General features: G+C 55.9%; 23 protein-coding genes. 5 read left to right on the top strand and 18 right to left on the bottom strand.

The features are described from left to right. Positions 1-314 precede the first annotated feature (314 nt). Genes ACTHYN_RS03025 through bioB form a run of 7 tightly spaced genes read right to left on the bottom strand, consistent with a single transcriptional unit; the run spans position 315 to position 5,951 of the window. The gene (locus ACTHYN_RS03025; protein WP_441811024.1) at positions 315-1,040 is read right to left on the bottom strand and encodes a putative metalloprotease CJM1_0395 family protein; all 726 of its coding nucleotides are present in this window, start codon (positions 1,038-1,040) and stop codon (positions 315-317) included. Between the two features lie 11 nt (positions 1,041-1,051). Next, positions 1,052-1,297: a flagellar biosynthesis protein FlgE gene (locus tag ACTHYN_RS03020; RefSeq protein ID WP_441811023.1), complete on the bottom strand. Its 246-nt coding sequence runs from the start codon at positions 1,295-1,297 to the stop codon at positions 1,052-1,054. Between the two features lie 51 nt (positions 1,298-1,348). After that, positions 1,349-2,041 carry a dethiobiotin synthase gene (bioD, locus tag ACTHYN_RS03015; protein ID WP_441811022.1) on the bottom strand — a complete coding sequence of 231 codons (693 nt, stop codon included), beginning with the start codon at positions 2,039-2,041 and terminating at the stop codon, positions 1,349-1,351. 31 nt (positions 2,042-2,072) lie between these two features. After that, positions 2,073-2,924, bottom strand: a complete 852-nt coding sequence (gene bioC, locus ACTHYN_RS03010; protein ID WP_441811021.1) for a malonyl-ACP O-methyltransferase BioC — start codon at positions 2,922-2,924, stop codon at positions 2,073-2,075. Further along, the gene (locus tag ACTHYN_RS03005; RefSeq protein ID WP_441811020.1) at positions 2,921-3,670 is read right to left on the bottom strand and encodes an alpha/beta fold hydrolase; all 750 of its coding nucleotides are present in this window, start codon (positions 3,668-3,670) and stop codon (positions 2,921-2,923) included. Before ACTHYN_RS03005 ends, bioC begins: the two co-directional genes overlap by 4 nt. After that, complete coding sequence (bioF, locus tag ACTHYN_RS03000) at positions 3,667-4,842, bottom strand: 8-amino-7-oxononanoate synthase (RefSeq protein WP_441811019.1); 1,176 nt, start codon at positions 4,840-4,842, stop codon at positions 3,667-3,669. Before bioF ends, ACTHYN_RS03005 begins: the two co-directional genes overlap by 4 nt. Before the next feature lie 50 nt (positions 4,843-4,892). Further along, entirely contained in the window at positions 4,893-5,951 is a 1,059-nt protein-coding gene (gene bioB, locus ACTHYN_RS02995; RefSeq protein ID WP_441811018.1) for a biotin synthase BioB, read from the bottom strand. A gap of 83 nt (positions 5,952-6,034) precedes the next feature. Here bioB and ACTHYN_RS02990 point away from each other — a divergent pair, with 83 nt between their 5' ends. From ACTHYN_RS02990 to cmoB, 5 genes are all read left to right on the top strand, one after another. Further along, positions 6,035-6,736 (top strand): ComF family protein, encoded by a 702-nt coding sequence (locus ACTHYN_RS02990; protein WP_441811017.1) that lies wholly within the window; start codon positions 6,035-6,037, stop codon positions 6,734-6,736. Between the two features lie 71 nt (positions 6,737-6,807). Then, positions 6,808-7,809, top strand: a complete 1,002-nt coding sequence (locus tag ACTHYN_RS02985; protein ID WP_441811016.1) for a serine/threonine protein kinase — start codon at positions 6,808-6,810, stop codon at positions 7,807-7,809. A 30-nt stretch (positions 7,810-7,839) separates the two neighbouring features. Next, positions 7,840-8,232, top strand: a complete 393-nt coding sequence (locus ACTHYN_RS02980; RefSeq protein ID WP_441811015.1) for a kinase — start codon at positions 7,840-7,842, stop codon at positions 8,230-8,232. Next, entirely contained in the window at positions 8,225-8,980 is a 756-nt protein-coding gene (cmoA, locus tag ACTHYN_RS02975; RefSeq protein ID WP_441811014.1) for a carboxy-S-adenosyl-L-methionine synthase CmoA, read from the top strand. The genes ACTHYN_RS02980 and cmoA overlap by 8 nt, the downstream gene beginning before the upstream one ends. A gap of 24 nt (positions 8,981-9,004) precedes the next feature. Then, positions 9,005-9,997: a tRNA 5-methoxyuridine(34)/uridine 5-oxyacetic acid(34) synthase CmoB gene (gene cmoB / locus ACTHYN_RS02970; RefSeq protein WP_441811013.1), complete on the top strand. Its 993-nt coding sequence runs from the start codon at positions 9,005-9,007 to the stop codon at positions 9,995-9,997. A gap of 63 nt (positions 9,998-10,060) precedes the next feature. On the opposite strand, the gene ACTHYN_RS02965 is transcribed toward cmoB, so the two are convergent. From ACTHYN_RS02965 to ACTHYN_RS02915, 11 genes are all read right to left on the bottom strand, one after another. Continuing rightward, positions 10,061-11,356: an adenylosuccinate synthase gene (locus ACTHYN_RS02965; protein WP_441811012.1), complete on the bottom strand. Its 1,296-nt coding sequence runs from the start codon at positions 11,354-11,356 to the stop codon at positions 10,061-10,063. 97 nt (positions 11,357-11,453) lie between these two features. Beyond that, positions 11,454-12,635 carry an ATP phosphoribosyltransferase regulatory subunit gene (locus ACTHYN_RS02960; protein ID WP_441811011.1) on the bottom strand — a complete coding sequence of 394 codons (1,182 nt, stop codon included), beginning with the start codon at positions 12,633-12,635 and terminating at the stop codon, positions 11,454-11,456. 180 nt (positions 12,636-12,815) lie between these two features. Next, positions 12,816-13,691, bottom strand: a complete 876-nt coding sequence (gene hflC, locus ACTHYN_RS02955) for a protease modulator HflC (RefSeq protein ID WP_441811010.1) — start codon at positions 13,689-13,691, stop codon at positions 12,816-12,818. Between the two features lie 2 nt (positions 13,692-13,693). Next, positions 13,694-14,881: an FtsH protease activity modulator HflK gene (hflK, locus tag ACTHYN_RS02950; protein WP_441811009.1), complete on the bottom strand. Its 1,188-nt coding sequence runs from the start codon at positions 14,879-14,881 to the stop codon at positions 13,694-13,696. A 79-nt stretch (positions 14,882-14,960) separates the two neighbouring features. Continuing rightward, positions 14,961-16,259, bottom strand: a complete 1,299-nt coding sequence (gene hflX, locus ACTHYN_RS02945) for a ribosome rescue GTPase HflX (protein WP_441811008.1) — start codon at positions 16,257-16,259, stop codon at positions 14,961-14,963. A gap of 116 nt (positions 16,260-16,375) precedes the next feature. Continuing rightward, positions 16,376-16,627, bottom strand: coding sequence for an RNA chaperone Hfq (gene hfq, locus ACTHYN_RS02940; RefSeq protein WP_441811007.1), 252 nt, complete (start codon positions 16,625-16,627; stop codon positions 16,376-16,378). 34 nt (positions 16,628-16,661) lie between these two features. Further along, positions 16,662-17,660 (bottom strand): tRNA (adenosine(37)-N6)-dimethylallyltransferase MiaA, encoded by a 999-nt coding sequence (miaA, locus tag ACTHYN_RS02935; protein WP_441811041.1) that lies wholly within the window; start codon positions 17,658-17,660, stop codon positions 16,662-16,664. Positions 17,661-17,703: 43 nt separating this feature from the next. Then, the gene (gene mutL / locus ACTHYN_RS02930) at positions 17,704-19,611 is read right to left on the bottom strand and encodes a DNA mismatch repair endonuclease MutL (RefSeq protein WP_441811006.1); all 1,908 of its coding nucleotides are present in this window, start codon (positions 19,609-19,611) and stop codon (positions 17,704-17,706) included. Positions 19,612-19,644: 33 nt separating this feature from the next. Continuing rightward, on the bottom strand, positions 19,645-20,985 hold the full coding sequence (locus tag ACTHYN_RS02925; RefSeq protein WP_441811040.1) for an N-acetylmuramoyl-L-alanine amidase: 1,341 nt from the start codon (positions 20,983-20,985) through the stop codon (positions 19,645-19,647). 52 nt (positions 20,986-21,037) lie between these two features. Continuing rightward, positions 21,038-21,535, bottom strand: a complete 498-nt coding sequence (gene tsaE / locus ACTHYN_RS02920) for a tRNA (adenosine(37)-N6)-threonylcarbamoyltransferase complex ATPase subunit type 1 TsaE (RefSeq protein WP_441811005.1) — start codon at positions 21,533-21,535, stop codon at positions 21,038-21,040. Further along, positions 21,532-23,094, bottom strand: a complete 1,563-nt coding sequence (locus tag ACTHYN_RS02915; protein ID WP_441811004.1) for an NAD(P)H-hydrate dehydratase — start codon at positions 23,092-23,094, stop codon at positions 21,532-21,534. The genes tsaE and ACTHYN_RS02915 overlap by 4 nt, the downstream gene beginning before the upstream one ends. Positions 23,095-23,188 lie beyond the last annotated feature (94 nt).

Genomic DNA, 23,188 nt, shown 5'->3' with positions numbered 1-23,188 from the left:
AACCACCTCGGTTTTCGGTCTTGGCTGAAAAGGTATAACAGCTTGTGGCCTTGGGGTTGCTCAGAACTGCAACGTTGTACGCTGCAGCATTAATGAAACACTTGTTTGAAACATACGTTTAGAGGCACAGAATTGTCAATAGCCGGCTGAACAATTTGTGTAGGGATTAGTCACTGGCGCACGCTTTAAAGAGGTGCCACACACCCAGGACACATGCATATGAACGCCGTATGATCGGGCCTTGGGCCGTTTTGGGCGAAAGAGGCATTAACAATAATGCAGCTTTGTAGTTAGCAGGCTATCAAATAGTTAAATCAGATGGATATAGATAAAAACCCATCCATCCCGGGGGCGGGTTCTGACCCGAAGTCAGCAATATTCTGGTAGGTATTTCTGGCTTGCTGGCCGGTTCTGGAAGGTTGCTCGCTGTCGCTTTCCTGAAAACGGGCAGAGGAGTCCTGATTGTCGCTTGCAGATACGTTTGCTGCTGGATCTGTGGCGTCTTGCTCCGCTGCAAGCTCAGATTGAGCTTGCAGCATAACCTGCATTGCCTGCGCCGCAACGGCTTGATCCTGGCCGGAGGGTTGTGCCGGTGCCATCGCCGCGGCACGAACGGTTCGCATTTTTTCGATGGTTGCCTGGGGGTTACCATCAACCGACGACATACTGATTGACACCTCGCCACCTACCGCATACTGGGCTCCATCCGGGCCTCTCTGATAGGTAAGCGACATGGCACCTGCGTGTGGGCCACCGGTTGCCTGATGTGCAGCCTCATGGGCGCGCACTTCGCGATCTCTGGCTTTAAGTTCGGCGAGCTCCTTTAGCTGGGCCTCATCAAGCCCACCAACCTCTTTGTCAGCATTACGCGATTCGGTAGCAGGGGTTGCAGAGCTGGATCGCGAGCCGGATTGAGAATCGGGCCACTCTCTGGATTTAGGACTAGATGCCGGATCAGATATCGAGTTAGCTGAGGCGCTACCCGAACCCACTCCAGAGGAGTATGGGGATATGGCAGGAAGTGACGATAGTGGGCTCACAAACTTAAGACTCAGACCATAATATCTAAAAGCGAGCCAAGGGTTTCGTCGGCCGTCTTCACCACCTGTGCGGAGGCCTCCACACTGCGCGCGTAAAGCTTGAGATCGACTATTGGCTCAAGAAGGCTGCTTCCGGTTTCGGCACTGCCTTGGGGGCCATCGGTGCCGGCGTGGGCAATTTTTCGGGCGGCATTCTCCATGCCGTACATGCCATCCTGAACGCCTTGAACACCTACTGCGAGGGTATTATTGATCATGACTGCAGCTTCCCGTGACCATTAATTAACGCTATTAGGCCACACTGTTGGTCAATTTTCAAACAACCCATCCAGCCTGAGATTACCACTTAACGTTTCTGGCCGCGCGCCCTTTGCCCAGGGCAACACGCCGAGACAGGGGGCTGGAATGTGCGCTAAAAGGTAATCCAGGGTTTCCTGCTCGCAGTTCATGGCCTCAGGCTCAGCATGGTTGGCCACCCAGCCAGCCAAAGCCAGGCCATCGTTACAAATTGCCTCCACAGTGAGCAGTGCCTGATTTATACAACCGAGCCTGAGCGCAACCACTAAAATGACCGGCACACCAAGTTGTTGCGGCACGGCTGAGTAGGTTTCGCGATCATTCAGCGGAACCCGCCAACCACCTGCACCTTCAATTAACAAGAGGTCTGCCGGGCGTATTTGCATACCACGGCAAAACCCTACCAGGCGGTCCGCAGAAATAACGCGCCCCGCCTGCGCAGCCGCAGTGTGGGGGGCAATGGCAGGAGCCAGGGCAACGGGATTTACAAGATCATAAGTTATGGTTTCACTGGCCGACTGTTGAAGAATAAGTGCATCCTCATTGCGCAATCCCTCTGGTGTGCTTTCACAGCCAGAGGCAATCGGTTTCATTCCCAATGTGCGCTTACCAGCCGCATTGGCAGCTTCCAGAATTGCAGCAGATACCATGGTTTTGCCAACCCCGGTGTCTGTGCCTGTTACAAAAAACGTTTTTTTAGCCATACAAACCGGTCTACACTCTTCTCTTATTCGTTTATGTCTTGTCGTTTGATTCACGACAGGTCCAATAAACCCATGCAGCCTCATAGCTGGCCATCACGCCACTCTCAGGTTCTGTGGGGCTGCTTTCATGTTTGGGATAATACTGGCACATGGCTCGTAAACGACTCGGCGCTGTCAGGGTTCGACGCCTGCCAGCATGTTTGTATCCTGCACCCAATTGCTTGAGCTCCGCAGCCAAAGCCAGCGGCGAGGCATAAGGTAGCCGCAGGTTTCGGGTTTCTATTTCAGCGCCCGGTAACTCACGGGATACGGCTTCCCGGAACACGGCTTCCGGCTCAAACCGGTTTATATGGGTCTGACCTGGGTCCGCTAGCCGCCAGGCCTGATCCAGTTCCCTTAACGTGCCTTCGAGCAGGGTGGACACGGCCAGCCTGCCTCCTGGCTTAAGGACACGCCGGCACTCTCGCAAAACCTCAACCGGGTTTGCGCACCACTGAATCATGAGGTTGCTGAATATCAGATCACAACTCTGGTTCGGCAGGGGAATCGCCTCGGCATCTGCAGTAACCCAAGCAATGTCTGGTGAGGCATTTGCGCCAGCATGCGCAACCATGTCGGGCGAAAGATCCATACCCATCACAAAAAAAGCCGGCCCATTCTCAGCCAGCTTGCGAGTATACCAGCCGGTTCCACAACCAAGATCCAAAACACGGCCCGAACACCCACTTTGGCGCGTCTGGCTCTGCACAATTTCGAGCATGGTATTGCCCATCAGACGCTGCAACCGGGACGCGCCCTCATAGGTAGCCCGCGCGTTGCCAAAGCCACGGGCAATGTCCGCTTTACTGGCCAATTGCGGCGACATTGCAGAACCTGCGCTCATAAAGCGTCTCCGGCCAACGACTGCAAAAAAGCGTTGATCGCAATACGACAGTCTGATGCAGATACTCCACCTGGCCAATGGGCCATGCCCGGTATACTGACTGCAAGTGTTGAGGGCGGCGTTTCCAGATCATCTGTCCACATGGACACAATCTGATCGCGCTCGCCGCGAACATGCAGTGCAGGAATATCTATACGAGACCACAGCGAGCGTTGGTCTGTATGCCTAAGCCACTCCAGGCTTTTAGCCAGGTTATCCGATGATACCCCTGGCCCTTTATCGAGCCAGCCTTTAAGCCGCTGGCGCTCAACACGCCCTTCGGCGGCACCGCTAATCATCAGCCGCAAAAAACGCAGCCAAGAGCGCTCACTCTCTTTAACCTGTCCGCGGCGAAACGTTTCAAACTGGTCGGCTGACATACCGTGCGGCCAACGCTCATCTGCAAGAAACCTGGGGAAACCGGCGAGGGTAACCACTGCAGAAACCGCGTATGTATTCTGACAAGCTGCCTCCATAACAACCTGAGCCCCCAAGGACCAACCCACCCAGACCGACGGCTCGGTATACCGCGACAGCAACTGATCTGCCACTGCACAAACCGAGTCACAACAGGAAACAAGCGTGTCATCCAGCGATATCAGCTCAACTGGCCCAGGCCAGAACTCATAAACGTCTGCCAGCATTTCCACGGGTACGCCCCAGCCACCAACCACAACAAGACGCCTGTCCCCTGGTGCAACACTCACGAAGCAACGCCCTTTTTATTCAACAAGTGCCGGCAATCAGACAACGCCTGCATCAGGCAATCCAGTTGTTCATCGGAATGAGCCGCACTAAACGTAACCCGCAAACGCGCCTCACCAGCCGGCACCGTGGGTGGCCGAATGGCGGTCACCAACAATCCACGCGCCTCAAGGGCCTGGCTTAGCGCCAAGGCAGTCCGGTTATTGCCGACCATTATTGGTTGAATAGGCGTGCGCGAAGGCATCAACTCGTAACCCAATGCGATAGCCTCTCGCCGAAACCGGTCGATCAAGCCTTGCAGATGCGAACGCCGCTCATCACCCTGTTCAATCACGTCAAGACTGGCACGCGTAGCTAGCGCCAACGCCGGGGGCATCGCCGTGGTATAAATATAAGTGCGGGCCTTTTGCACCAAATAATCCATCAGTATCTCTGGCCCAGCCACAAAGGCACCGCTTGTGCCAGCAGCCTTGCCTAACGTTCCTACCAGAATCGGCACATCGGCTTCTGATAACCCAAGCTCCGCCACAGCCCCCCGACCTTGCGGACCAAGAACCCCAAAGCCATGAGCGTCATCCACCACCAGCAAGGCATTGTGATCCCGACACACCTGCGCTAACTCTTTCAGGGGTGCAACATCACCATCCATACTGAATACACCGTCTGTAATCACCAGCTTATGGCCCGATGTCTCCGCCAGCATGGCCGCCAGCGCAGCCACATCCCCATGAGCATAGCGACGCACTTTCGCCCGGCTGAGAATACAACCATCGATAATAGAAGCATGATTTAATCGATCTGAAAACACCGTATCGCCACGACCCGCCAATGCAGAAATCACACCCAGGTTGGCCATATAACCGGTGGAGAAAAACAACGCCGAACTGCGCCCGGTAAACGCGGCAAGACGCTCTTCCAAGCGATGATGTGCCTCATGATGCCCACAGATCAGATGGGATGATGCACCTCCGAGCCCGGTTTCAGGCAAGGCACACCGGAGGGCTTCAATAGTCTCTGGGTGGTTGGCTAAACCAAGGTAATCGTTGCTGCAAAAAGACAACAACAGCTTACCGTCGGTGGTTATAGCCGGCTGTTGGGGGCCGGAAACCTGTCGGCGAGCCCGGTAGAGGCCAGCCTGTTTCCGTTGCTCCAATTCTGAGATGAAATCACGCAAGATTAAGTATCCAGAGAAATAACCAGCTTTATATTTGCCAGTGCCAGAACCTAAGCAGATTCCCGGGTAGCGTCATAAAACATGTGCCGATTGGCCTCATGTTCCAAATCGCCAGCAATCGCCTCTTGCTCCTGCTCCTCGGTTGCACACTGCTGCCGCTGCTCTGGCCGAATACCCAGGCGGCGGAACAATGCCATATCTGCATCCGCCTCCGGATTCGAAGTGGTCAGCAACTTCTCGCCGTAGAAGATAGAATTCGCTCCCGCGAAAAAGCACAGCGCCTGCATCTGCTCATTCATCATTTCCCGACCCGCAGAAAGCCGCACATGAGAAGCCGGCATCATAATCCGCGCCACCGCAAGCACACGGATAAACTCGAACGGATCCAGATCTTCCACATTCTCCATGGGTGTGCCCTTTACCTTCACCAGCATATTCACCGGCACACTCTCCGGATGGTGTGGCAAATTTGCCAATTGGGTCAGCAGCCCCACCCGGTCATCTTCATCCTCACCCATACCCATAATGCCGCCACAGCAGACCTTCATTCCGGCCTGACGCACGTTATCCAGCGTGTCCAAGCGGTCCTGATACGTGCGGGTGGTGATAATGTGGCTGTAATACTTCTCAGAGGTATCCAGATTGTGGTTGTAGTAGTCCAGCCCGGCACCGGCCAACTCTGCCGCCTGCTCCGGCTTTAACATGCCCAGCGTCATGCAGGTTTCCAGGCCCAGGGATTTCACCTGCTGAATCATATCCAGCACATAGGGCATATCCTTTGCCGCCGGGCTGCGCCATGCAGCCCCCATGCAAAAACGCGACGCGCCTTTTTCCCGGGCGGCACGGGCTTCGGCCACCACATTCTCGATTTCCAGCAGCTTTTCTTTTTCCAGGCCCGTGTTGTAGTGGCCGCTCTGGGGGCAATACTTGCAGTCTTCCGGGCAGGCACCTGTTTTGATCGACAACAAGGTGCTTACCTGCACTTCATTGGGATCAAAGTGCTCCCTGTGTATGGATTGGGCCCGGAACAACAAATCGTTAAAAGGCAAGTTGAAAAGTGACCTGGCTTCCTGAAGTGTCCAGTCGTGGCGTAGTGCTGTGGCAGTCATACAGAAGTCCTGTTAACCTTTGTCGGTATCTTGGTTTACGGATGAATCAGATGATAAAGGGATCAGCCTGGCTGTCAACCTTAATGACAGACAGAGTTAACAGAGAAAAAGCCAAAGGACTGTGCGTTGGCTGCCTTTGTGCTAACGCTATCAACGGTTTATGCAGCCAGTGCCTGGCGGACCTGCCGGTTAACCGATGGCACTGCCAATGCTGCGCCTTGCCTTTAGCTTATTCAGGCAACGGCTACACTTGCGGTGACTGCCTGAAATTACCACCGCCTTTTAATCGTTCGTTCATACCCTGGCGCTACCAGTACCCGATCGACAACATGATTAGTCGCTACAAATATAACCGGCAGCATAAGTTTGCCCGGCCACTGATTGAAGGCTTTGCAAGCTATCTTGAATCTGCCTTTCAGGATTGCAGAGATGAGAAACCACAGATCCTGATCCCCTCACCCATGCTCCCGGCGCGGCGGCGCTCGCGGGGTTTTAATCAGGCCCAGGACATGGCTGAGAAAATAGGCAAGAGGCTGAATATTCCTGTCGATGCGGGCGTTGTTAGCAGGGTGCGCAAGGTTAAGGCCCAGCGCGGGCTAAGCCGGGAAGCCAGGCTGGCAAACCTGCAGGGCGTGTTCGAAATGCGCGCCAGCGTGCCTGAACGGGTTGCCATTGTGGATGATGTGGTTACGACAGGCGCAACCGTGCGGGCGCTTGCATCGACCCTTCGACAGGCAGGTGCCAGAGATATCCAGATCTGGGCACTGGCCCGAACACCCGGTTAGTCACAGCCGCGTTACGTGAGCGTGGCCAAGCAGGTATACTTGGGCCCACATTTATCACCCGGCCTCGTATTATGACCCACGTATCCGCACACCCTTACGATGCCCTGACACCAGATGCAATACTGGATGCCATGGAGGATGCCGGTTTTGCTGTGAGTGGGCGCTTATTTGCCCTGAACAGTTATGAAAACCGCGTTTACCAAGTAGGACTGGATGACGCCCCCCCGGTGATCGCCAAGTTTTACCGCCCAGGGCGTTGGACCGACGAACAGGTTCGCGAGGAACACGAGTTCACCCGGGAGTTGCTGGACGCCGATATTCCGGTGGTTGCGCCCTTGGTGATGCCATCGGGCAAAACCCTCGGAAAACATGGCGACTTTTTGTTTGCCGCCTTCAACCAGCGTGGTGGCCAAGCGCCGGATACGAGCATTACCGACACGCTATACAGGCTAGGGCAATGGCTCGGCCAGATTCACAACATTGGCGCACTGAAGCCATTCCAGCATCGCTCAACCCTGTCACTTGTAGATGGTATAGAAGCCAGCAACGCTCTGCTGCTGGAGGGCGACTGGATTCCGGCGGATCTTCGCCCCGCCTGGGACAGCCTGATACCGGACCTGTTAACCCACTGTCGCGCCCGCATAGAAGACACCGGCCCGCTAGACACACTGCGACTGCATGGCGACTGCCATGCGGGTAACATACTGTGCCGGGATGAGCAGATGCTTTTTGTAGACCTGGACGACTGCCGTACCGGCCCCGCCATACAGGATATGTGGCTGCTGCTGAACGGCGACGATAGTGAGCGCGGTGCGCAACTGGGTGAGCTATTGGAAGGCTATGAAACCTTCAGGGATTTTAACCGCCGCGAACGACACTTGATTGAACCCTTGCGTTGCTACCGACAGATCAGTCACTGCGCCTGGCTGGCAAAGCGCTGGGACGACCCGGCTTTTCCGCGCTTTTTCCCCTGGTTCGCCCAGCCCAGATTCTGGTCGGATCAGGTGCTATCCCTGAGAGAGCAGCTGGCAGCCTTGCAAGCGCCCTCTATTACTCTTCCCGGTCAATACTGATTATTTACTCACATTCAACATGAGGTAAGCATGAGCCAGAACGAGGCCAGTTACACCATCCGCAGTCTTTTTGTGACCGCCTTGGTCGCTATCGTGGGCACAGTCGTTGTGCTGGAATTAAGCGGTCGCATCGACCATTCGGATAACAAGGATCACGTACCGGTTGGGGACTTCCAGGCGATCCATATTACCGAGGGTGAAACCTTCCGCATGTCGCCAAAGGCCTCTGAGCTACACGCAGTCTGCGAAAACGGCTACATGGCTATTGCGGCAGATGTAGACCCATCTTTCCGTGGCATTCTTGTGGATTACAAAAACCGCGGCGTGCGCTGCTACCGACCCTCGCCGACTGCGCCAGCAGCAATACCCGAGCCTGATGCTGATGCGCCTGTGCAACCAAAAGAGCCCGCCGGCGATGAGTAAAAAAGCCCGCTCACCTGAGCAGCAAACAGACCGCTTGTTTGCTACCGAACGACAGCCCGACGATTTTCGTTTTGATGCAGCTGTGGCCCGGGTATTCCCGGACATGATCCGGCGCTCCGTACCCGGCTATACCACGATCATTCCGATGATTGAGGTCATTACCGAGCAATACGCCCAACCCGGATCCAACTGCTACGATCTCGGCTGTTCACTCGGCGCCTCCACCCTGGCTATGCGCCACGGCATTGCGTTCGAAGATTGCCTGCTGGTTGGCGTTGATAATTCCAAAGCCATGGTGGAGCGTTGCGAACACTACATAGCACTGGACGACCACCCACTGCCGGTAAGCCTGCGCTGTGAAGACATACAGCAAACCGAGTTGGTGAACGCGTCGGTCACCACCCTGAACTTCACTTTGCAATTTGTTCCACCAGCGCAACGTAGCAACCTGTTGAGCAACATTGCCAGGGCCACCCTGCCCGGCGGCGTCTTGATCCTTTCGGAAAAAATCCGCTTCGATTCGGAAGATGAGCAGGCAATCCAGACCCGTCTTCACCATGAATTCAAGCGTGCGAACGGCTACTCTGACCTGGAAATAAGCCAGAAGCGCAGCGCGATCGAGCAGGTACTGATTCCGGAAACCCTGGACGCCCACAAACAACGCTTGAAAGACGCAGGCTTTAACCGGGTGCTGGTCTGGTACCAGTGCTTCAACTTCGTATCCATGCTGGCTATCAAGGCTGATTAACTCCATACGAACCGCGAGCAAACCATGGCAAATTTCGACTGGCGACGCTACTTTGAGCAACTGTTAGCCGAGCTGGACAATACCAGTCAGAGTAAATGGGCAGACGCCATCCGGGCCCAGCTAATCCGCCGCTTTGACACCAACCCGCACGGCGATCTGAAACGCTGGCAGGCGGCAATGGACAGTCTGCCGGAGATACCCGATGCAACCTCAGAGCTCAACGCGTCGGCCATCACCCTTCGCTCGCCCCATGCTTTGAGCGTGAGCCAGCAAGATTCCCTTGAAAGCGGGCTTCGAGGTCTCATGCCCTGGCGCAAGGGGCCCTTCGAGTTCTTTGGCACGCACATTGACACCGAATGGCGCTCAGACTGGAAGTGGGATCGTGTATCGCCCTACCTTTCAGACCTTTCGGGCAGACGCATTCTGGACGTGGGCTGTGGTTCAGGGTATCACTGCTGGCGCATGCTGGGGGAAGGTGCGTCGCGGGTTGTGGGAATTGACCCCGGGTTGTTGTTCATGTTCCAGTTTCTCAGCGTAAAGCGTTATCTGGGCAATGTACCAGTGGACTTGCTACCGATACGCATGGAGGACTTACCCGACGGGCTTGAAGCTTTTGACACTACCTTTTCCATGGGCGTGCTCTATCACCGGCGGTCACCTCTCGACCACCTTCTGGAGCTCAAGGGTACGTTACGCCGGGGAGGAGAACTGGTTCTGGAAACGCTTGTGGTAGACGGTCCGGAGGGCTATAGCCTGATGCCGGAGGACCGGTATGGTCAGATGCGTAACGTGTGGTTTCTACCCAGCTGTGACACGCTGCTGCGCTGGCTTGACCGCACGGGCTTTCGTAACGCCCGGGTTGTGGATGTCTCGGAAACCACAACCGGTGAACAGCGCCGTACAGACTGGATGCGTTTTAATTCCCTTCAGGATTTCCTGGATCCGGAAGACCCCTCCAAAACCATAGAGGGTTATCCCGGCCCGCTTCGGGCAACCGTCATCGCCGAGAAGCCCTGACCATAAAAGAGCACAAAAAAACCGCCGTGCCTGACGGCAGGGCGGTTTTTTAAGACTGACCAACTAGCCACCAAACGGGTGCCGCAGGGTAATCGTCTCCACCCGATCAGGGCCGGTAGAAATAATATCAATCGGCGCTTCAATCTGCTCTTCCAGAAAGTGGATGTACGCTTTTGCGTTCTCCGGCAGCTGCTCCAGTGTGGTCAAACCAAATGTGGTTTCATTCCAGCCCGGCAACTCTACGTATATTGGCTCGATATCCTTATAGCTGTCACAGCCAATTGGCGGGCGGTTAATCTCGCCGTTAGGCGTTTTGTAGCCCACGCACACTTTTACTGTTTCCAGTCCGTCCAGAACATCCAGTTTTGTCAGGCAAATACCAGACACACTGTTGATCTGAATGGCGTGGCGCAAGGCAACGGCATCGAACCAGCCACAACGACGGGACCGACCGGTCGTGGTGCCTACCTCGTTGCCTTTAATAGCCAGGTGCTCGCCCATTTCGTCAAACAGCTCAGTGGGGAAAGGACCGGCACCAACACGGGTGGTATAGGCTTTGGTAATACCCAACACATAGTCGAGATACAGAGGGCCAAAACCAGAACCTGTTGCCGTACCACCAGCCGTCGTATTGGAGGAGGTTACATACGGGTAGGTACCCAGATCTATATCCAGCAAGGAACCCTGGGCACCTTCGAACATGATATCGTCGCCACGCTTGCGATAGTCATGGAGCAAGTCTGTCACGTCGGCTGCCATGGGCAGGATTTCATCGCCCATTTGCCTCAGCTCTTCTAGTGCTGCATCTACGTCTTCGGCCTCTTCCTTGAAGTATTCGGTCAGCACAAAGTTGTGATACGACATGATTTCCCGCAACTTCACCTCGAAATCTGCCATGTTGTGCAGATCGCCAAGACGCACGCCGCGGCGAGACACTTTATCTTCATACGCTGGGCCGATACCCCGGCCGGTCGTACCGATTTTGTCGTTGCCTTTGGCATGCTCACGAGCCTGATCAATTCGCACATGGGTGCGCAGAATAAGCGGGCAAGCCAGACTGATGCGAAGCCGATCGCGAACCGCTACGCCGGACGCTTCCAACCCACGAACTTCTTTAAGCAGCGCTTCTGGCGACAGAACAACACCATTGCCAATCAAGCACTGAACGTTCTGCCGCAGAATACCGGAGGGAATCAGGTGCAACGCTGTTGTTTTACCATCGATAACCAGGGTGTGGCCCGCATTGTGGCCGCCCTGAAAACGCACCACCGCCGCGACTTTTTCTGTCAGCAAGTCGACGATTTTCCCCTTACCTTCATCACCCCATTGGGTGCCCAGCACAACAACGTTTTTACCCATGATTCTCTCTCAATGCGCACACGGTAGGCGTGCGTCTTGCAAATGTAGCAAATATACCTGAATGAGTTAACCGCAACCCGCTGGCGTTACGCCAGCGTTAGCCTAATTTCTGAACCACCCAGTGACCACCCTGCTTTACCAGCTTTCGGTCGCAGCCACGGGCTGAGGGATCGACCCCTTTGTCTTCCGGTAAAGCCCGGATAACGGTGTCGGTCACCCGAAGCTCAGAAATGGAACGTTCCAGTTCTTCATCGTTCACCGCAGGCGCCCATACTGCTTTCCTGGCACTGACAGAATGATCACCCAGTGTAACGAGGGCTCTTATATCGAGGCTGAAACCTGTGGCAGGTCGAGCTCGGCCAAAATCGCCACCGATGGCGTCGTATCGACCGCCCTTGGCAACGGCGTCGCCGTGACCCGGCGCATAAGCCGCGAAAACCAGGCCTGTGTGGTAGTTGTATCCCCGTAGCTCACAAAAATCGAAGCCAAAACTGACCTCCGGAAAGTCTCTGGTCAGCATCTCGGCAACCTGGTCCAGCTGATCGAGAGCCGCACCCAGATCCTCAGACGCGCCGCTTAGCACTTTGCGCGCCTCAGCCACCGCCTCCGGGCCGCCGCTAATACGGGCAAGTTCGCGCAAACGTGCGCCCGCAGAGCCTGCAGCACAATCACCTAACAGCTGATCCAGTTCAGGGACAGATTTTCGCGCCATCGCGTCGAAAATCCTGGCGTTTGTGTCCCGGTCAAACCCGGCCTCACCAATCAGGCTTTCATAAATAGACACATGGGCCAGATCCAGATGAACGTTGCGCAACCCGGCCACGCGTAACGTAGCAAGCATCAGGCTGATCACTTCCAGATCAGCCGCCTGGGAAGCGCTGCCAAACAACTCACAACCTGCCTGAATGGGCGTGCGCCCGGTTAGCATGTGCTTTGGCCGGGTATGGAGTACGTGCCCGGCATAGCACAATCGTGTGACCCCTTCCTGCCTCAACGTGTGTGCATCGATACGCGCAGCCTGAGGCGTCATATCGGCACGAACACCCATCATGCGGCCTGTCAACTGATCGGTCAGTTTGAAGGTCTGCAGCTCCAGGTCGTGCCCGGTTCCGGTGAAAAGGGATTCGAGATATTCAATTAGCGGTGGAATTACCAGTTGGTAGCCCCAGCGCTGGCAGGTGTCCATTACATCCCGGCGCAGGGACTCTATCTGCCCGGCCAGTGGCGGCAAGATATCCTCCACCCCGTCCGGCAGCAACCAGCGATCAGATACTGTCATGAGATTCCGTTGTCCATCCTGCCCGCCACGCTCTGTTTCGCCGAGGCAGCCCGCAGGTTTTTAGGGTGACATTCGGGGCAGAAAAACCCGAACCAAAACCTGAGGGATTTTACACTGTTGGCAGACACAAAAAAACCGGAATACCTGGGTATTCCGGTTTTTCGATCCACAGGGCGAGTTTTAGCTGCCGCCCTTTGAATCCTTCAGGAATTTCATAAATTCGCTATTGGAATCGATAACCATAAGGTCATCTTTGTTAGCGAAGGTATTCCGATAAGCCTGAAGGCTGCGGTAGAAGCTATAGAAGTCTGCATTGGAGCCATAGGCGTCTGCGTATATGCGTGCAGCCTCACCGTCACCTTCACCCCGGGTTTCCTCGGAAGAAGCAAAAGCCTCTGCCAGGGTAACGGTTTTTTGGCGATCTGCGTCCGCGCGAATCCCTTCTGCCAACTCACGTCCACGGGAGCGGAATTCCTGAGCAAGCTTTTCACGCTCAGCCGCCATCCGGCGATACACGTTTTCACTCACCTGCCCGGGCAGTTCAATAGCTTTCACACGGATATCCCGAACTTCGATACCGAACTCTTTTACAGAAGTTTCGTTCACTCGGTCACGCAGAGTGTGCATGAGCTCGTCACGCTGACCAGATACCACCTCGTGCATGGTGCGAACACCAAACTCATTACGCAGCCCGTTGTCCACCCGGGACAAGAGCAGCGACTGGGCGCGAAACTCATCGCCGCCTGTCGCCCGGTAGAACTGATCCACGTCACGGATCTTCCAGACAATGTAAGAGTCCACATCCAGCGGTTTCTTTTCAACTGTCAGATACTGTCGCGAAGGCAGGTCCATGGTCAGCACGCGGATATCAAATTCCCGAACCTGATCAATGACCGGTACCTTGAAGTGAATGCCGGCCTCGATGTCGGTTTCAACCAACTCACCAAACCTCAACATAACCCCGCGGTGGGTTTCCGGAATAATAAACACGCTCGACAGTACCAGCAGGACGACAATCAGGGCGCCTGCAAGGCCCACTACACCTTTAGGTCCCATGATTATCTGCTCCTCCGTACATTAGTGTCCTGCCTGGTTCGCAATTCCTTGATAACCTGATCAGTCAGGGTCTGAACGTTAACCTGCCCGTCGCTGCTGGAAGAACCGCCTCCGCTTCGCGACGACGACCCCTGAGTCAAGCGATCCAGTGGCAGATACATCATATTGTCGCTGCTCTCCGTATCCACAAGAATCTTGCTGCTGTTCGAGAAGACTGTTTCCAGTGTCTGCAGATACATACGCTCCCGGGTAACCGTTGGCGCCATTTGATACACGGCAAGCAGCTCCAGGAAGCGAGAGCTTTCACCACGGGCACGTTCGACGACTTCCTGCTTGTAAGCGCTGGCTTCTTCGATCATGCGCTGGGCCTGACCACGAGCCTCAGGCACCACCTTGTTGCGGTAGGTTTCTGCCTCTTCTTTCACTCGCTGCTCATCTTCGCGGGCACGCTGAACTTCACGGAAGGCTTCCTGTACCGCCGAGGGTGGCTGAGTGCTCTCAACGTTAACCCGCACAATTTCAAGACCGGTTCCATATTCTTTCAGGAAACTCTGAAGGCGCTGTTCAACGTTAACAGCCAGCTCTACACGCCCCTCTGTAAGCACGTCATTGAGCGACGAACTACCCACCTCGTGACGCAGCGCACTGTCGGTTGCAAACGCCAGAGCCTGGTTGGAATCGCGAACATTCAGCACGTAAGCGCGCGCCTCACCGACGCGATACTGCACTTGCAGGTCGACCTTAACCAGGTTTGAATCCTGAGTCAGCATCTGGCCGCTTGATTTGGCGGTTCTTACGTTGGTCACACCAACCTTGGTTACGTCATCAATCAGCGGCACTTTGAACCTTAGGCCAGGGCTTTCAGTTTTGGCGTATTCGCCAAACCGTAAAACCACCGCGCGCTCCTGCTCATCCACCGTATAAAACGACTGGAAGATGACATAGCCCACGACAAGAATGCCGGCCAGTGCGAGGATGGCGCCAAAACCGCCACTCCCGCCAGAACTGGAGCTACCGCCATTGCCGCCCGATTTCTTGCCTTTACCGCCCAACATCTTATTGAGCTTGTCCAGACCTTTTTTCAGCGCCTCATCAAGGTCTGGTGGCCCCTGATCATTACCGCGACGACCACCGCCACTTCCCCAGGGGTCATTGTCGTTACGGTTTCCACCCGGTTCATTCCAGGCCATAATGCTCTCCGTTCCTAACTTATCGAATGGCTGCAGATACTAGGGATTTATCATCGCCCCGGCAATAGCTCTTATGGTTTCAAGTACGCTCGGTGTCCAACCGTACCGACTCTTCACTCTTACCAGCGCGGCTCAGAAGCTGCAGCCAGTCACGTTGCTGAAGCCGGGTTTCAAGTACCGTTTCCCCGGTTTCCCGGTGTTCTTCACTGAGTACTGAGCCCGCCTCGTGCAACAGCGCCCGAAGCTTGCCATCGGCAGGCCCAAGCAAGACAAAATAGTGTACAACATCTTCAGCCAAACGTTCGACGATCGCATCGTAAAGGCCGTCCAGGCCCTCACCGGATACAGCCGACACCCAGGCTCTTACTGGCACACCCTCCTCATTACGCTCTACCCGGGGGGTGAAGTTGTCCAGCAAATCGATTTTATTGAATACCTGAAGCACAGGTATTTCTTCGGCGCGAATCTCGAGCAGTACATCTTCCACCTGGCTGATATTTTCATCGCGACGGTCATCGTGGCTGTCAACAATGTGCAGCAGAAGCGATGCTTCAGTCGTTTCCTGCAAGGTTGCCCGAAATGCCTCCACCAACTTGTGCGGCAGGTGGCGAATGAACCCTACAGTGTCTGCCATAACAACCGGCCCGATATCCGGAAGTTCCAGTCGCCGGAGCGTAGGGTCCAGCGTTGCGAACAGCTGGTCAGCAGCATACACCGAAGAACGGGTAATGCTGTTGAACAAAGTCGATTTGCCCGCGTTAGTATAGCCAACCAGAGACACCGTCGGAATATCTGCACGTTTACGTGCCCGGCGCCCCTGATCACGCTGGCGACGAACTTTGCTGAGCCGCTTGTGAATAGACTTGATGCGCTCGCGCAACAGCCGGCGGTCTGTTTCAAGCTGGGTCTCGCCAGGGCCGCGCAGGCCAATACCACCCCCTTGCCGCTCAAGGTGCGTCCACCCGCGTATCAGGCGCGTAGACATGTGGTCAAGCTGGGCCAATTCTACCTGCAGCTTACCTTCGTGAGTTCGGGCCCTTTGTGCAAATATATCCAGAATAACGCCGGTTCTGTCCAGCACGCGGCATTTTAGCTCACGCTCAATATTTCGCTCCTGGCTCGGGCTGAGGGCATGATTGAACAACACCACATCTGCTCCGTGCAGCGCTACCGCATCGCTGATTTCCTCAAGTTTACCTTCACCCACAAACAATCTTGGGCTGGGCTGTTTGCGAGTACCGGTTACCGTTCCCACCGCTTCAACGCCAGCAGAGGACACAAGCTCCCGGAATTCACCCGGGTCTTCAGAGCCCTCGTGGGACGAAAAATCGATGTGTACGAGTATCGCTCGCTCACCTACATCCGGGCGTTCAAACAATGGGCATCAACTCCGCAACCTTCGGTTTATCAGCTTTATAAAAACAAACACCCGCGACCATAGGAGCCAAAGGGCTCGTCTGGAACACGGGTGGTAATATCGGAAATCCGGGTAAATCAGTCTTCAGGCTCATCCTCTCCTGCCGGGTTCTGCTGCGGGATGCGAACATTCCGGGAAGGTACAACAGTGGAAATGGCATGCTTGTAGACCATCTGGCTGACGGTATTTTTCAGCAAAATCACAAATTGGTCAAAAGACTCTACCTGCCCTTGCAGTTTGATGCCGTTAACCAGAAAGATGGATACCGGAATGCGTTCCTTGCGTAAGGCATTGAGGTAAGGGTCTTGTAACGAGTGCCCTTTTGACATGTGTGTTCTCCTGTTTTTTAGTAAATGCAGATCGTCAATATTCAGAGCTAAATGTGGTGCGAAGTCTGACTTTTTTCAAGGCTGCCTCAGCGATAAACCTGTCCTCGCTGTTCAGCCAATTCAAGTCGGACCACTTTCTAAGCCATGTGAGCTGGCGCTTGGCCAACTGTCGGGTGGCCGCAACGCCTTTGCTTACAAATGTGTCATAATCATCAACACCGGCCAGATGATTCCAGGCCTGGCGATAACCGACACAACGCATAGAAGGGAGATCAGGGTACAAATCGCCTCTACCCATCAAGGTCCGGACTTCATCCAGAAACCCCGCCTCCAGCATGTTCAGAAAACGCTGGTGTATCCTATCGTGAAGCACTCGCCTCTCGGGCGGCACCATAGCAAGCTGCGTGACAGTATACGGAAGCTCTGAAGCTTCGTCTGCCTGCCATTGGGTAAAATAAGTGTAATCCTCGATGCCATGCTGGCCCGCCTCTTGCGCTGATGAGGGCGGGCCATTTGCCTCCCAGTAAGCAGAAATCGGGCGACCGGTCAGGCGAATGACTTCCAGCGCCCGTATCAGTCGCTGACGGTTATTCGGGTGTATCAGCTTTGCCGCCACCGGGTCTGCAGCCTGCAACTCCTGGTAAAGAGTAGACCATCCAAGGCGTTCTGCCTCGGTTTCCAGGGTCTTACGCAGTTCGGGACTGGCAGCCGGCAGCCCGGACATGCCATGCAGCAGCGCCTTGAAATACATCATGGTTCCGCCTACCAGCAATGGAATACGACCGGCACCGGAAATCCGATCCATTTCCGCCAGCGCATCCCGGCGAAAATCGGCGGCTGAATAGATATCAGCCGGATCGCAAATGTCGATCAACCGATGCGGTGCCCGGGCCAGCTCCTCCGGCGAGGGTGTGGCTGTGCCTATGTCCATGCCGCGATAAATCATTGCTGAGTCAACGCTGATGATATCGCAAGGCAGCTGATCGCAAAGCGCCATGGCCAGATCTGTCTTGCCCGAGGCGGTAGGCCCCATCAGGAAGATGGCAGGCGGACGTGATGGCGTTTTTATGGCCACCCTAGCGCCCCCGCAGAAACAGTTTATCCAGCTCTGCCAACGTAACGAGCGTCCAGGTAGGCCGACCATGATTACATTGACCACTGCGCTCAGTGGCTTCCATATCCCGCAGCAGGGAATTCATTTCCGGTATGGTTAACTGGCGATTAGCCCGCACTGAGCCATGGCAGGCCATGGTACCCAAAAGCTCATGGGTAACGGCTTCAACCCGGTCACTCTGGCCGTGCTCAATCAAATCAGACAGGACATCCCGCACAAGCTGTTCGGCATCAGCGCCCCGCAGCAGCGCTGGCACCTGGCGAATAGCCAGCATCTCAGGCCCCAGGCGCTCAATCTGCAACCCAAGCTGCTGCAAATTTGCTCCGTGGCTTTCCGCCAGTGCCGCCTCCTTCTGGCTGACGGCAAGCGACAGAGGCACCAGCAATGGCTGGCTTTTAAGATCTTGCTCAGCCAATGCGCGCTTCATTCGTTCGTAGGTGATCCGTTCGTGGGCGGCATGCATATCCACCACGATCATCCCGGCACTGCCCTGAGCCAGTACATAGATACCGTGCAACTGGGCAATGGCGTAGCCCAGGGGCGGCTCTTCACCACCATCGGGACTGACCGCCTGCTCTAGCGGCATAGCCGCGGTACCTTCAAACGACGCGGGTTCTTGCGGAGTACTTACACCACCGCCACTGAGAGACTGATAAAAGGCCATCTGATCGCTGGCTCGCCAATCCTGTTGAGGCGCCGCTTGCCCCCCGAGCCCTGTTGCCGGAGTCTGGGAACCATAGGAGGGGCCAACAGGCTGGCCACCCCGGGCCTGCCAGGCTGGCGCTGCGTCACCGGCCAACGGCTCCCCCTGCCCGGCGATCTCGCGGCCGAAAGACTGGGCTACCGCACCCCGAAAATGATCGTCGGGCCGCACATCCGCCAGTGCCTTATGTAGCGTTCGGAAAATGAAATCGTGCACCAGCCGACCATCCCGAAAGCGCACTTCATGCTTGGTTGGGTGTACATTCACATCAACCGATGCAGGATCAACTTCAAGATAAAGCACAAACGCGGGATGACGGTTATTAAACAACACGTCACGGTAGGCCTGGCGCACCGCATGGGCAACCAGTCGATCGCGGATCACCCGGCCGTTAACAAAGAAATACTGCAAATCAGCCTGGCTGCGGGAGAAGGTGGGCAACGCCACCCAACCCCAAAGGCGCAAACCTGTGGCCTCGGCATCGATCACCACCGCATTGTCGATAAATTTTTGCCCGCACAGGGAACCGACACGGCGCTCCCGGTCCAGCATGGACTCGGCCGGCCTGAGGTTTTGTACCACACGCTGATTGTGGCGCAGGGTAAATCCCGCATCAAACCGGCTGAGCGCCTGGCGCCGCACACATTCTTCTACGTGGTTAAATTCGGTTTTTTCGGTGCGCATGAACTTGCGCCGTGCCGGGGTATTAAAAAACAGATCCCGGACTTCAACGGTGGTGCCCACGGGGTGCGCCGCCGGTGAGATGTGCGCGTCCATATCGCGCCCTTCTACTTCCACACGGGAGGCAGCTTCCTGGCCTTGGGTGCGAGAGGTCAGCGTGAGGCGCGACACAGAACTGATACTGGCCAGGGCTTCGCCCCGGAACCCGAGGGAGGCGACTGATTCCAGATCATCAAGGCTGACAATCTTGCTAGTGGCATGGCGGCTCAGCGCCAGAGGCAGATCGGCTTCGGCAATACCACCGCCGTCATCACGCACCCGGATAAGCTTTACGCCGCCCTGCTCCATTTCAATATCAACACGGTCAGCGCCAGCATCAAGCGCGTTTTCAACCAGTTCCTTGACAACAGATGCAGGGCGCTCAACTACCTCGCCCGCGGCAATCTGGTTTGCCAGCCGCGGCGAGAGCAATCGGATGGAGGGCATGTTTCGGGGCTACCTCTTGGTCAATGACGTTATTCAGGATGAGGGGATACGAATGGTTTGCCCTACCATAACACGGTCATCCCTCAGGCCGTTAAACTGCATCAACTCGCTAACGGTTGTCTGGTTTTTGCGAGCCACCCCGGACAGGGTGTCGCCCCGTTGAACCTTGTACCGACTAATGCGCCCACCAGCCTGGCGACTCTGCTTTTGCCATGCCAGCAAGGTGCCCGGCGGAGGTGTTTTCTGGAAGTACTCATCGATACCTTTCATGATGGCACCGGAAAGTTTACTGCGATACCAGTCCGTAGACAGATTCCTCTCTTCCTGCGGGTTGGATATAAAGCCCGCCTCGACAAGAATGGAAGGGATATCCGGCGATTTCAAAACCGCAAACGCTGCCTGTTCCACGCCAGGCTTGTGCAGATGCGCCACGCCACTCAGCTTGCCCAGAATGGAGCTGCCTACACCCAGGCTGGCATTAATACTGGCTGTCATGGACAGGTCGAGCAGCACACCGGCCAGCATGTCGTCGCGCCCGTCCAAAGACACACCACCGGTGCCGCCAATCAGGTCAGACCGGTTTTCGCTTTTGGCCAGCCAGCGCGCCGTTTCACTGGTCGCGCCACGCTGGGAGAGCGCAAACACAGAGGCACCCTTCGGCCGGGGCGTACGGAACGCATCCGCATGCACCGAGACGAACAGGTCGGCGCTGTACTTGCGCGCCAGAATGGTACGATTTCTCAGGCCTATGTAATAATCGCCGGTGCGGGTGAGCTTGGCGGTGTAGCCTGGTTGCTTGTTAATCATATCCGCCAGGGTGTGTGACATTTTCAGGACCACATCTTTTTCCCGGGTGCCCCGCGGGCCCGTGGCTCCAGGGTCTTCGCCGCCGTGGCCAGCGTCAATAACAACAATCACGTCACGCTTGCCAGCAGAGTTATGGGTTACCGTTGGCTTGGTCGCTTTCTCCAAACGGCTGCCACTCTCGTCAATCAGATCTACAACCAGCCGATGCCCATACTGCTGGTTAGGGTCGAGCTGAAAGCTCCGGGGTTTGATGTCACTGGTCAGATCCAGAACCACTCGCAAATCTGTGCCATTACGCGGCGCACTGCGAATGCGGCGCACCGGGCTGCCAGACAGATCCAGTTTGTCAAAATCTGTTTTCAGCCGGGTGTTTTTCAGATCAATGACCAGCCGCGATGGATTGCTCAGCGCAAACATGTTGTGGCTGACCTTGCCTTCGGTATCCAGGACCAGACGCGTGTGATCCGGCGCCGGCCAAATACGGATACCCTCTACGTTTGTGGCCGCCTGTGCCTGCATGGATACTGCCAGTAGCCACACGGACACCAGCATCGTCAGAGTTTTCATTGTCAGCTTGTGCTTATTCATACAACTTGCCTGCTTATTCGGCTCAAGCCTGTTAATCGCTCAGCCCGATCAGTTCCAGTTCATTCAAAAGTGATGCACCCAGTTCAGACCCTGCCCGGACAGTTGCCGCGCGCCCTTCCCCCTGATGCTCAAGATAAATCTCGAGATCCGGCCGTGGCAGCAACCCTTCGCCGCGCTCCGGCCACTCGATAAGACACAGACTCTCACCGTTGAAATAATCCCGAATACCCATGTATTCCAACTCTTCCGGGTCACCCAACCTGTAAAGATCAAAGTGGTAAGCCGGAGGTACCAAGTTTTCGTAAGGCTCAACCAGTGTGTAAGTCGGGCTTTTAACCGAGCCCTTGTGCCCAAGCCCTCTTATCACGCCCCGGCTGAGGGTTGTTTTACCCATACCCAGGTCGCCTTCGAGAAACACGGTTAACCCCTGTCCCGAATTTTTCGCTAAACGGGCTAACTCACCACCCAGCTTCTCTGTTTCGGCTTCGCCTTCCAGAAACACTCTGCGCTGGCTTCTGAAAACACTCATCCTTCGCCCCTGCTGCGGTAACTGGCGGGCTCTGCCTGTCGCAAAACCTGCGGTAAGCCGTCAATCACATCTGTGGGTATCAATCCCATATAGCCCTTCTTTACTGAGGCCTGGCTGGCAGCTTCAATGTGTACGACTGCGCCCAGCACGGCCGCAGGACCCGGTGATTCGACCATCTGGGCATAGAACGCTCCGGAAATTCCAGACAACACATCGCCCATACCGCCAGTCGCCATTCCCGGGTTACTGCCCGCGGCAATATCCACTACGCCCAGAGCGGACGCAATAACTGTTCCCGCGCCCTTAAGCAAAATCACGCCGCCGTATAACGACTGCAACTTTGTTGCGGCAGCCACCCGATCGGCCTCCACCTCAGCAACCGTGCAATGCAGCAGCCTGGCTGCCTCACCCGGGTGCGGTGTCAGAATCTGATTACCAACAGGTTTTGGCGTACGCGAAGAAAGCAGGTTTAAAGCATCGGCATCCAGAACGCGAGGCTTATCACTCTCAAGCACCTGTTGCAGCATTTGCTGACCCCAGGCGTTCTGGCCTATTCCCGGCCCACACACCACAACCGTTGCGGCATCCAGCAACGCTGGCAATTCAGCCCCATGAGTCACGCCGTGGGCCATGACCGACGGGCACCGCGCCAAGGCAGCGGTTACATGACCCGGCTGCGTCGCTAATGACACCAACCCGGCTCCGGAGCGTGTCGCTGCCTCGGCTGCCAACAGGCCGGCACCGCCAAAGCCTCTTTCTCCAGCCACCACCAACACATGGCCAAACCGCCCCTTGTGGGCGTTAGCAGGGCGTTCAGGCAGCCAATTCCGAACAGACTCCCAGCGCCTGAGCACAGCTACAGGGCTCTCCCCGCTTTCAGCGACACCCGCACCTGCATTCAATGCTTCAAACATCACATCGCCGCACACCGCAGCGCCTTGCCCGGTATACAGCCCGGCTTTACTGCCAATGAATGTGACGGTCATGGCTGCCCGAACAACCTCGCCCCTGGCCGCGCCCGTTGTCGCGTCAAGACCGGAGGGTATGTCTACGGCCAGCACCGGCAGCCGGGAGCGGTTGCAGCGTGAAATCATACCTGCAAAAGGTTCTCTCGGCGCGCCGGATACGCCGGTACCGAGCATGGCATCGACAACCAGCCCCACCCGCTCGAATAAAGAAACCAGCTCCGGCTCGGGTATACCTGTCAGCTCCCGAACCTCTACGCCATCGGCAACCGCACTCTGCCACGCTTTGCGGGCATCACCGCTCAGCTTTTCAGTTGGTGCCACGGCAATACAATGCACAGCCAGCCCATGGCGCGCCGCATTCGCCGCCATCAAGTATCCATCGCCACCATTATTACCTGCACCACAAAGAACCAGTAAGGGTTCCAGGCCTGGCCAGCGCACCACTAATCGGCGAAAGGCTGCCCGAGCTGCCGATTGCATCAGGTCGAAACCATCAACACCCTGCTGCTTGATGACATATTGATCAATGCGACGCACAGAATCGGCGGAAAACAGTGCATCTGATAAACTGTCTCCAGCAAGCTGTGGCATGGGCCTTGGCTCCCGTTACAGAATCCGGTTTAAGAAAATTGGCCAGTTAGCTGTAAAGCATAGCAAAACTGCAGAAAAGGTCATAACTTAATCA

The organism is Marinobacter sp. (genome assembly GCF_052091845.1).
Classification (GTDB): domain Bacteria; phylum Pseudomonadota; class Gammaproteobacteria; order Pseudomonadales; family Oleiphilaceae; genus Marinobacter.
The sequence above is the reverse complement of the archived record's forward strand: the minus strand, read 5'-3'. Positions and strand labels throughout refer to the sequence as shown.

Coding starts and splice junctions, on each gene's coding strand:
- ACTHYN_RS02980 (WP_441811015.1), top strand. CDS start 7,840: ATGAGCCAGAACGAGGCCAGTTACACCATCCGCAGTCTTTTTGTGACC.
- ACTHYN_RS02985 (WP_441811016.1), top strand. CDS start 6,808: ATGACCCACGTATCCGCACACCCTTACGATGCCCTGACACCAGATGCA.
- miaA (WP_441811041.1), bottom strand. CDS start 17,660: ATGGGGCCTACCGCCTCGGGCAAGACAGATCTGGCCATGGCGCTTTGC.
- hflC (WP_441811010.1), bottom strand. CDS start 13,691: ATGGGACCTAAAGGTGTAGTGGGCCTTGCAGGCGCCCTGATTGTCGTC.
- ACTHYN_RS03020 (WP_441811023.1), bottom strand. CDS start 1,297: ATGATCAATAATACCCTCGCAGTAGGTGTTCAAGGCGTTCAGGATGGC.
- ACTHYN_RS02990 (WP_441811017.1), top strand. CDS start 6,035: ATGACAGACAGAGTTAACAGAGAAAAAGCCAAAGGACTGTGCGTTGGC.
- bioD (WP_441811022.1), bottom strand. CDS start 2,041: ATGGCTAAAAAAACGTTTTTTGTAACAGGCACAGACACCGGGGTTGGC.
- hfq (WP_441811007.1), bottom strand. CDS start 16,627: ATGTCAAAAGGGCACTCGTTACAAGACCCTTACCTCAATGCCTTACGC.
- tsaE (WP_441811005.1), bottom strand. CDS start 21,535: ATGAGTGTTTTCAGAAGCCAGCGCAGAGTGTTTCTGGAAGGCGAAGCC.
- ACTHYN_RS02925 (WP_441811040.1), bottom strand. CDS start 20,985: ATGAAAACTCTGACGATGCTGGTGTCCGTGTGGCTACTGGCAGTATCC.
- mutL (WP_441811006.1), bottom strand. CDS start 19,611: ATGCCCTCCATCCGATTGCTCTCGCCGCGGCTGGCAAACCAGATTGCC.
- cmoB (WP_441811013.1), top strand. CDS start 9,005: ATGGCAAATTTCGACTGGCGACGCTACTTTGAGCAACTGTTAGCCGAG.
- ACTHYN_RS02965 (WP_441811012.1), bottom strand. CDS start 11,356: ATGGGTAAAAACGTTGTTGTGCTGGGCACCCAATGGGGTGATGAAGGT.
- ACTHYN_RS02915 (WP_441811004.1), bottom strand. CDS start 23,094: ATGCCACAGCTTGCTGGAGACAGTTTATCAGATGCACTGTTTTCCGCC.
- ACTHYN_RS02960 (WP_441811011.1), bottom strand. CDS start 12,635: ATGACAGTATCTGATCGCTGGTTGCTGCCGGACGGGGTGGAGGATATC.
- hflK (WP_441811009.1), bottom strand. CDS start 14,881: ATGGCCTGGAATGAACCGGGTGGAAACCGTAACGACAATGACCCCTGG.
- bioB (WP_441811018.1), bottom strand. CDS start 5,951: ATGACTGCCACAGCACTACGCCACGACTGGACACTTCAGGAAGCCAGG.
- bioC (WP_441811021.1), bottom strand. CDS start 2,924: ATGAGCGCAGGTTCTGCAATGTCGCCGCAATTGGCCAGTAAAGCGGAC.
- cmoA (WP_441811014.1), top strand. CDS start 8,225: ATGAGTAAAAAAGCCCGCTCACCTGAGCAGCAAACAGACCGCTTGTTT.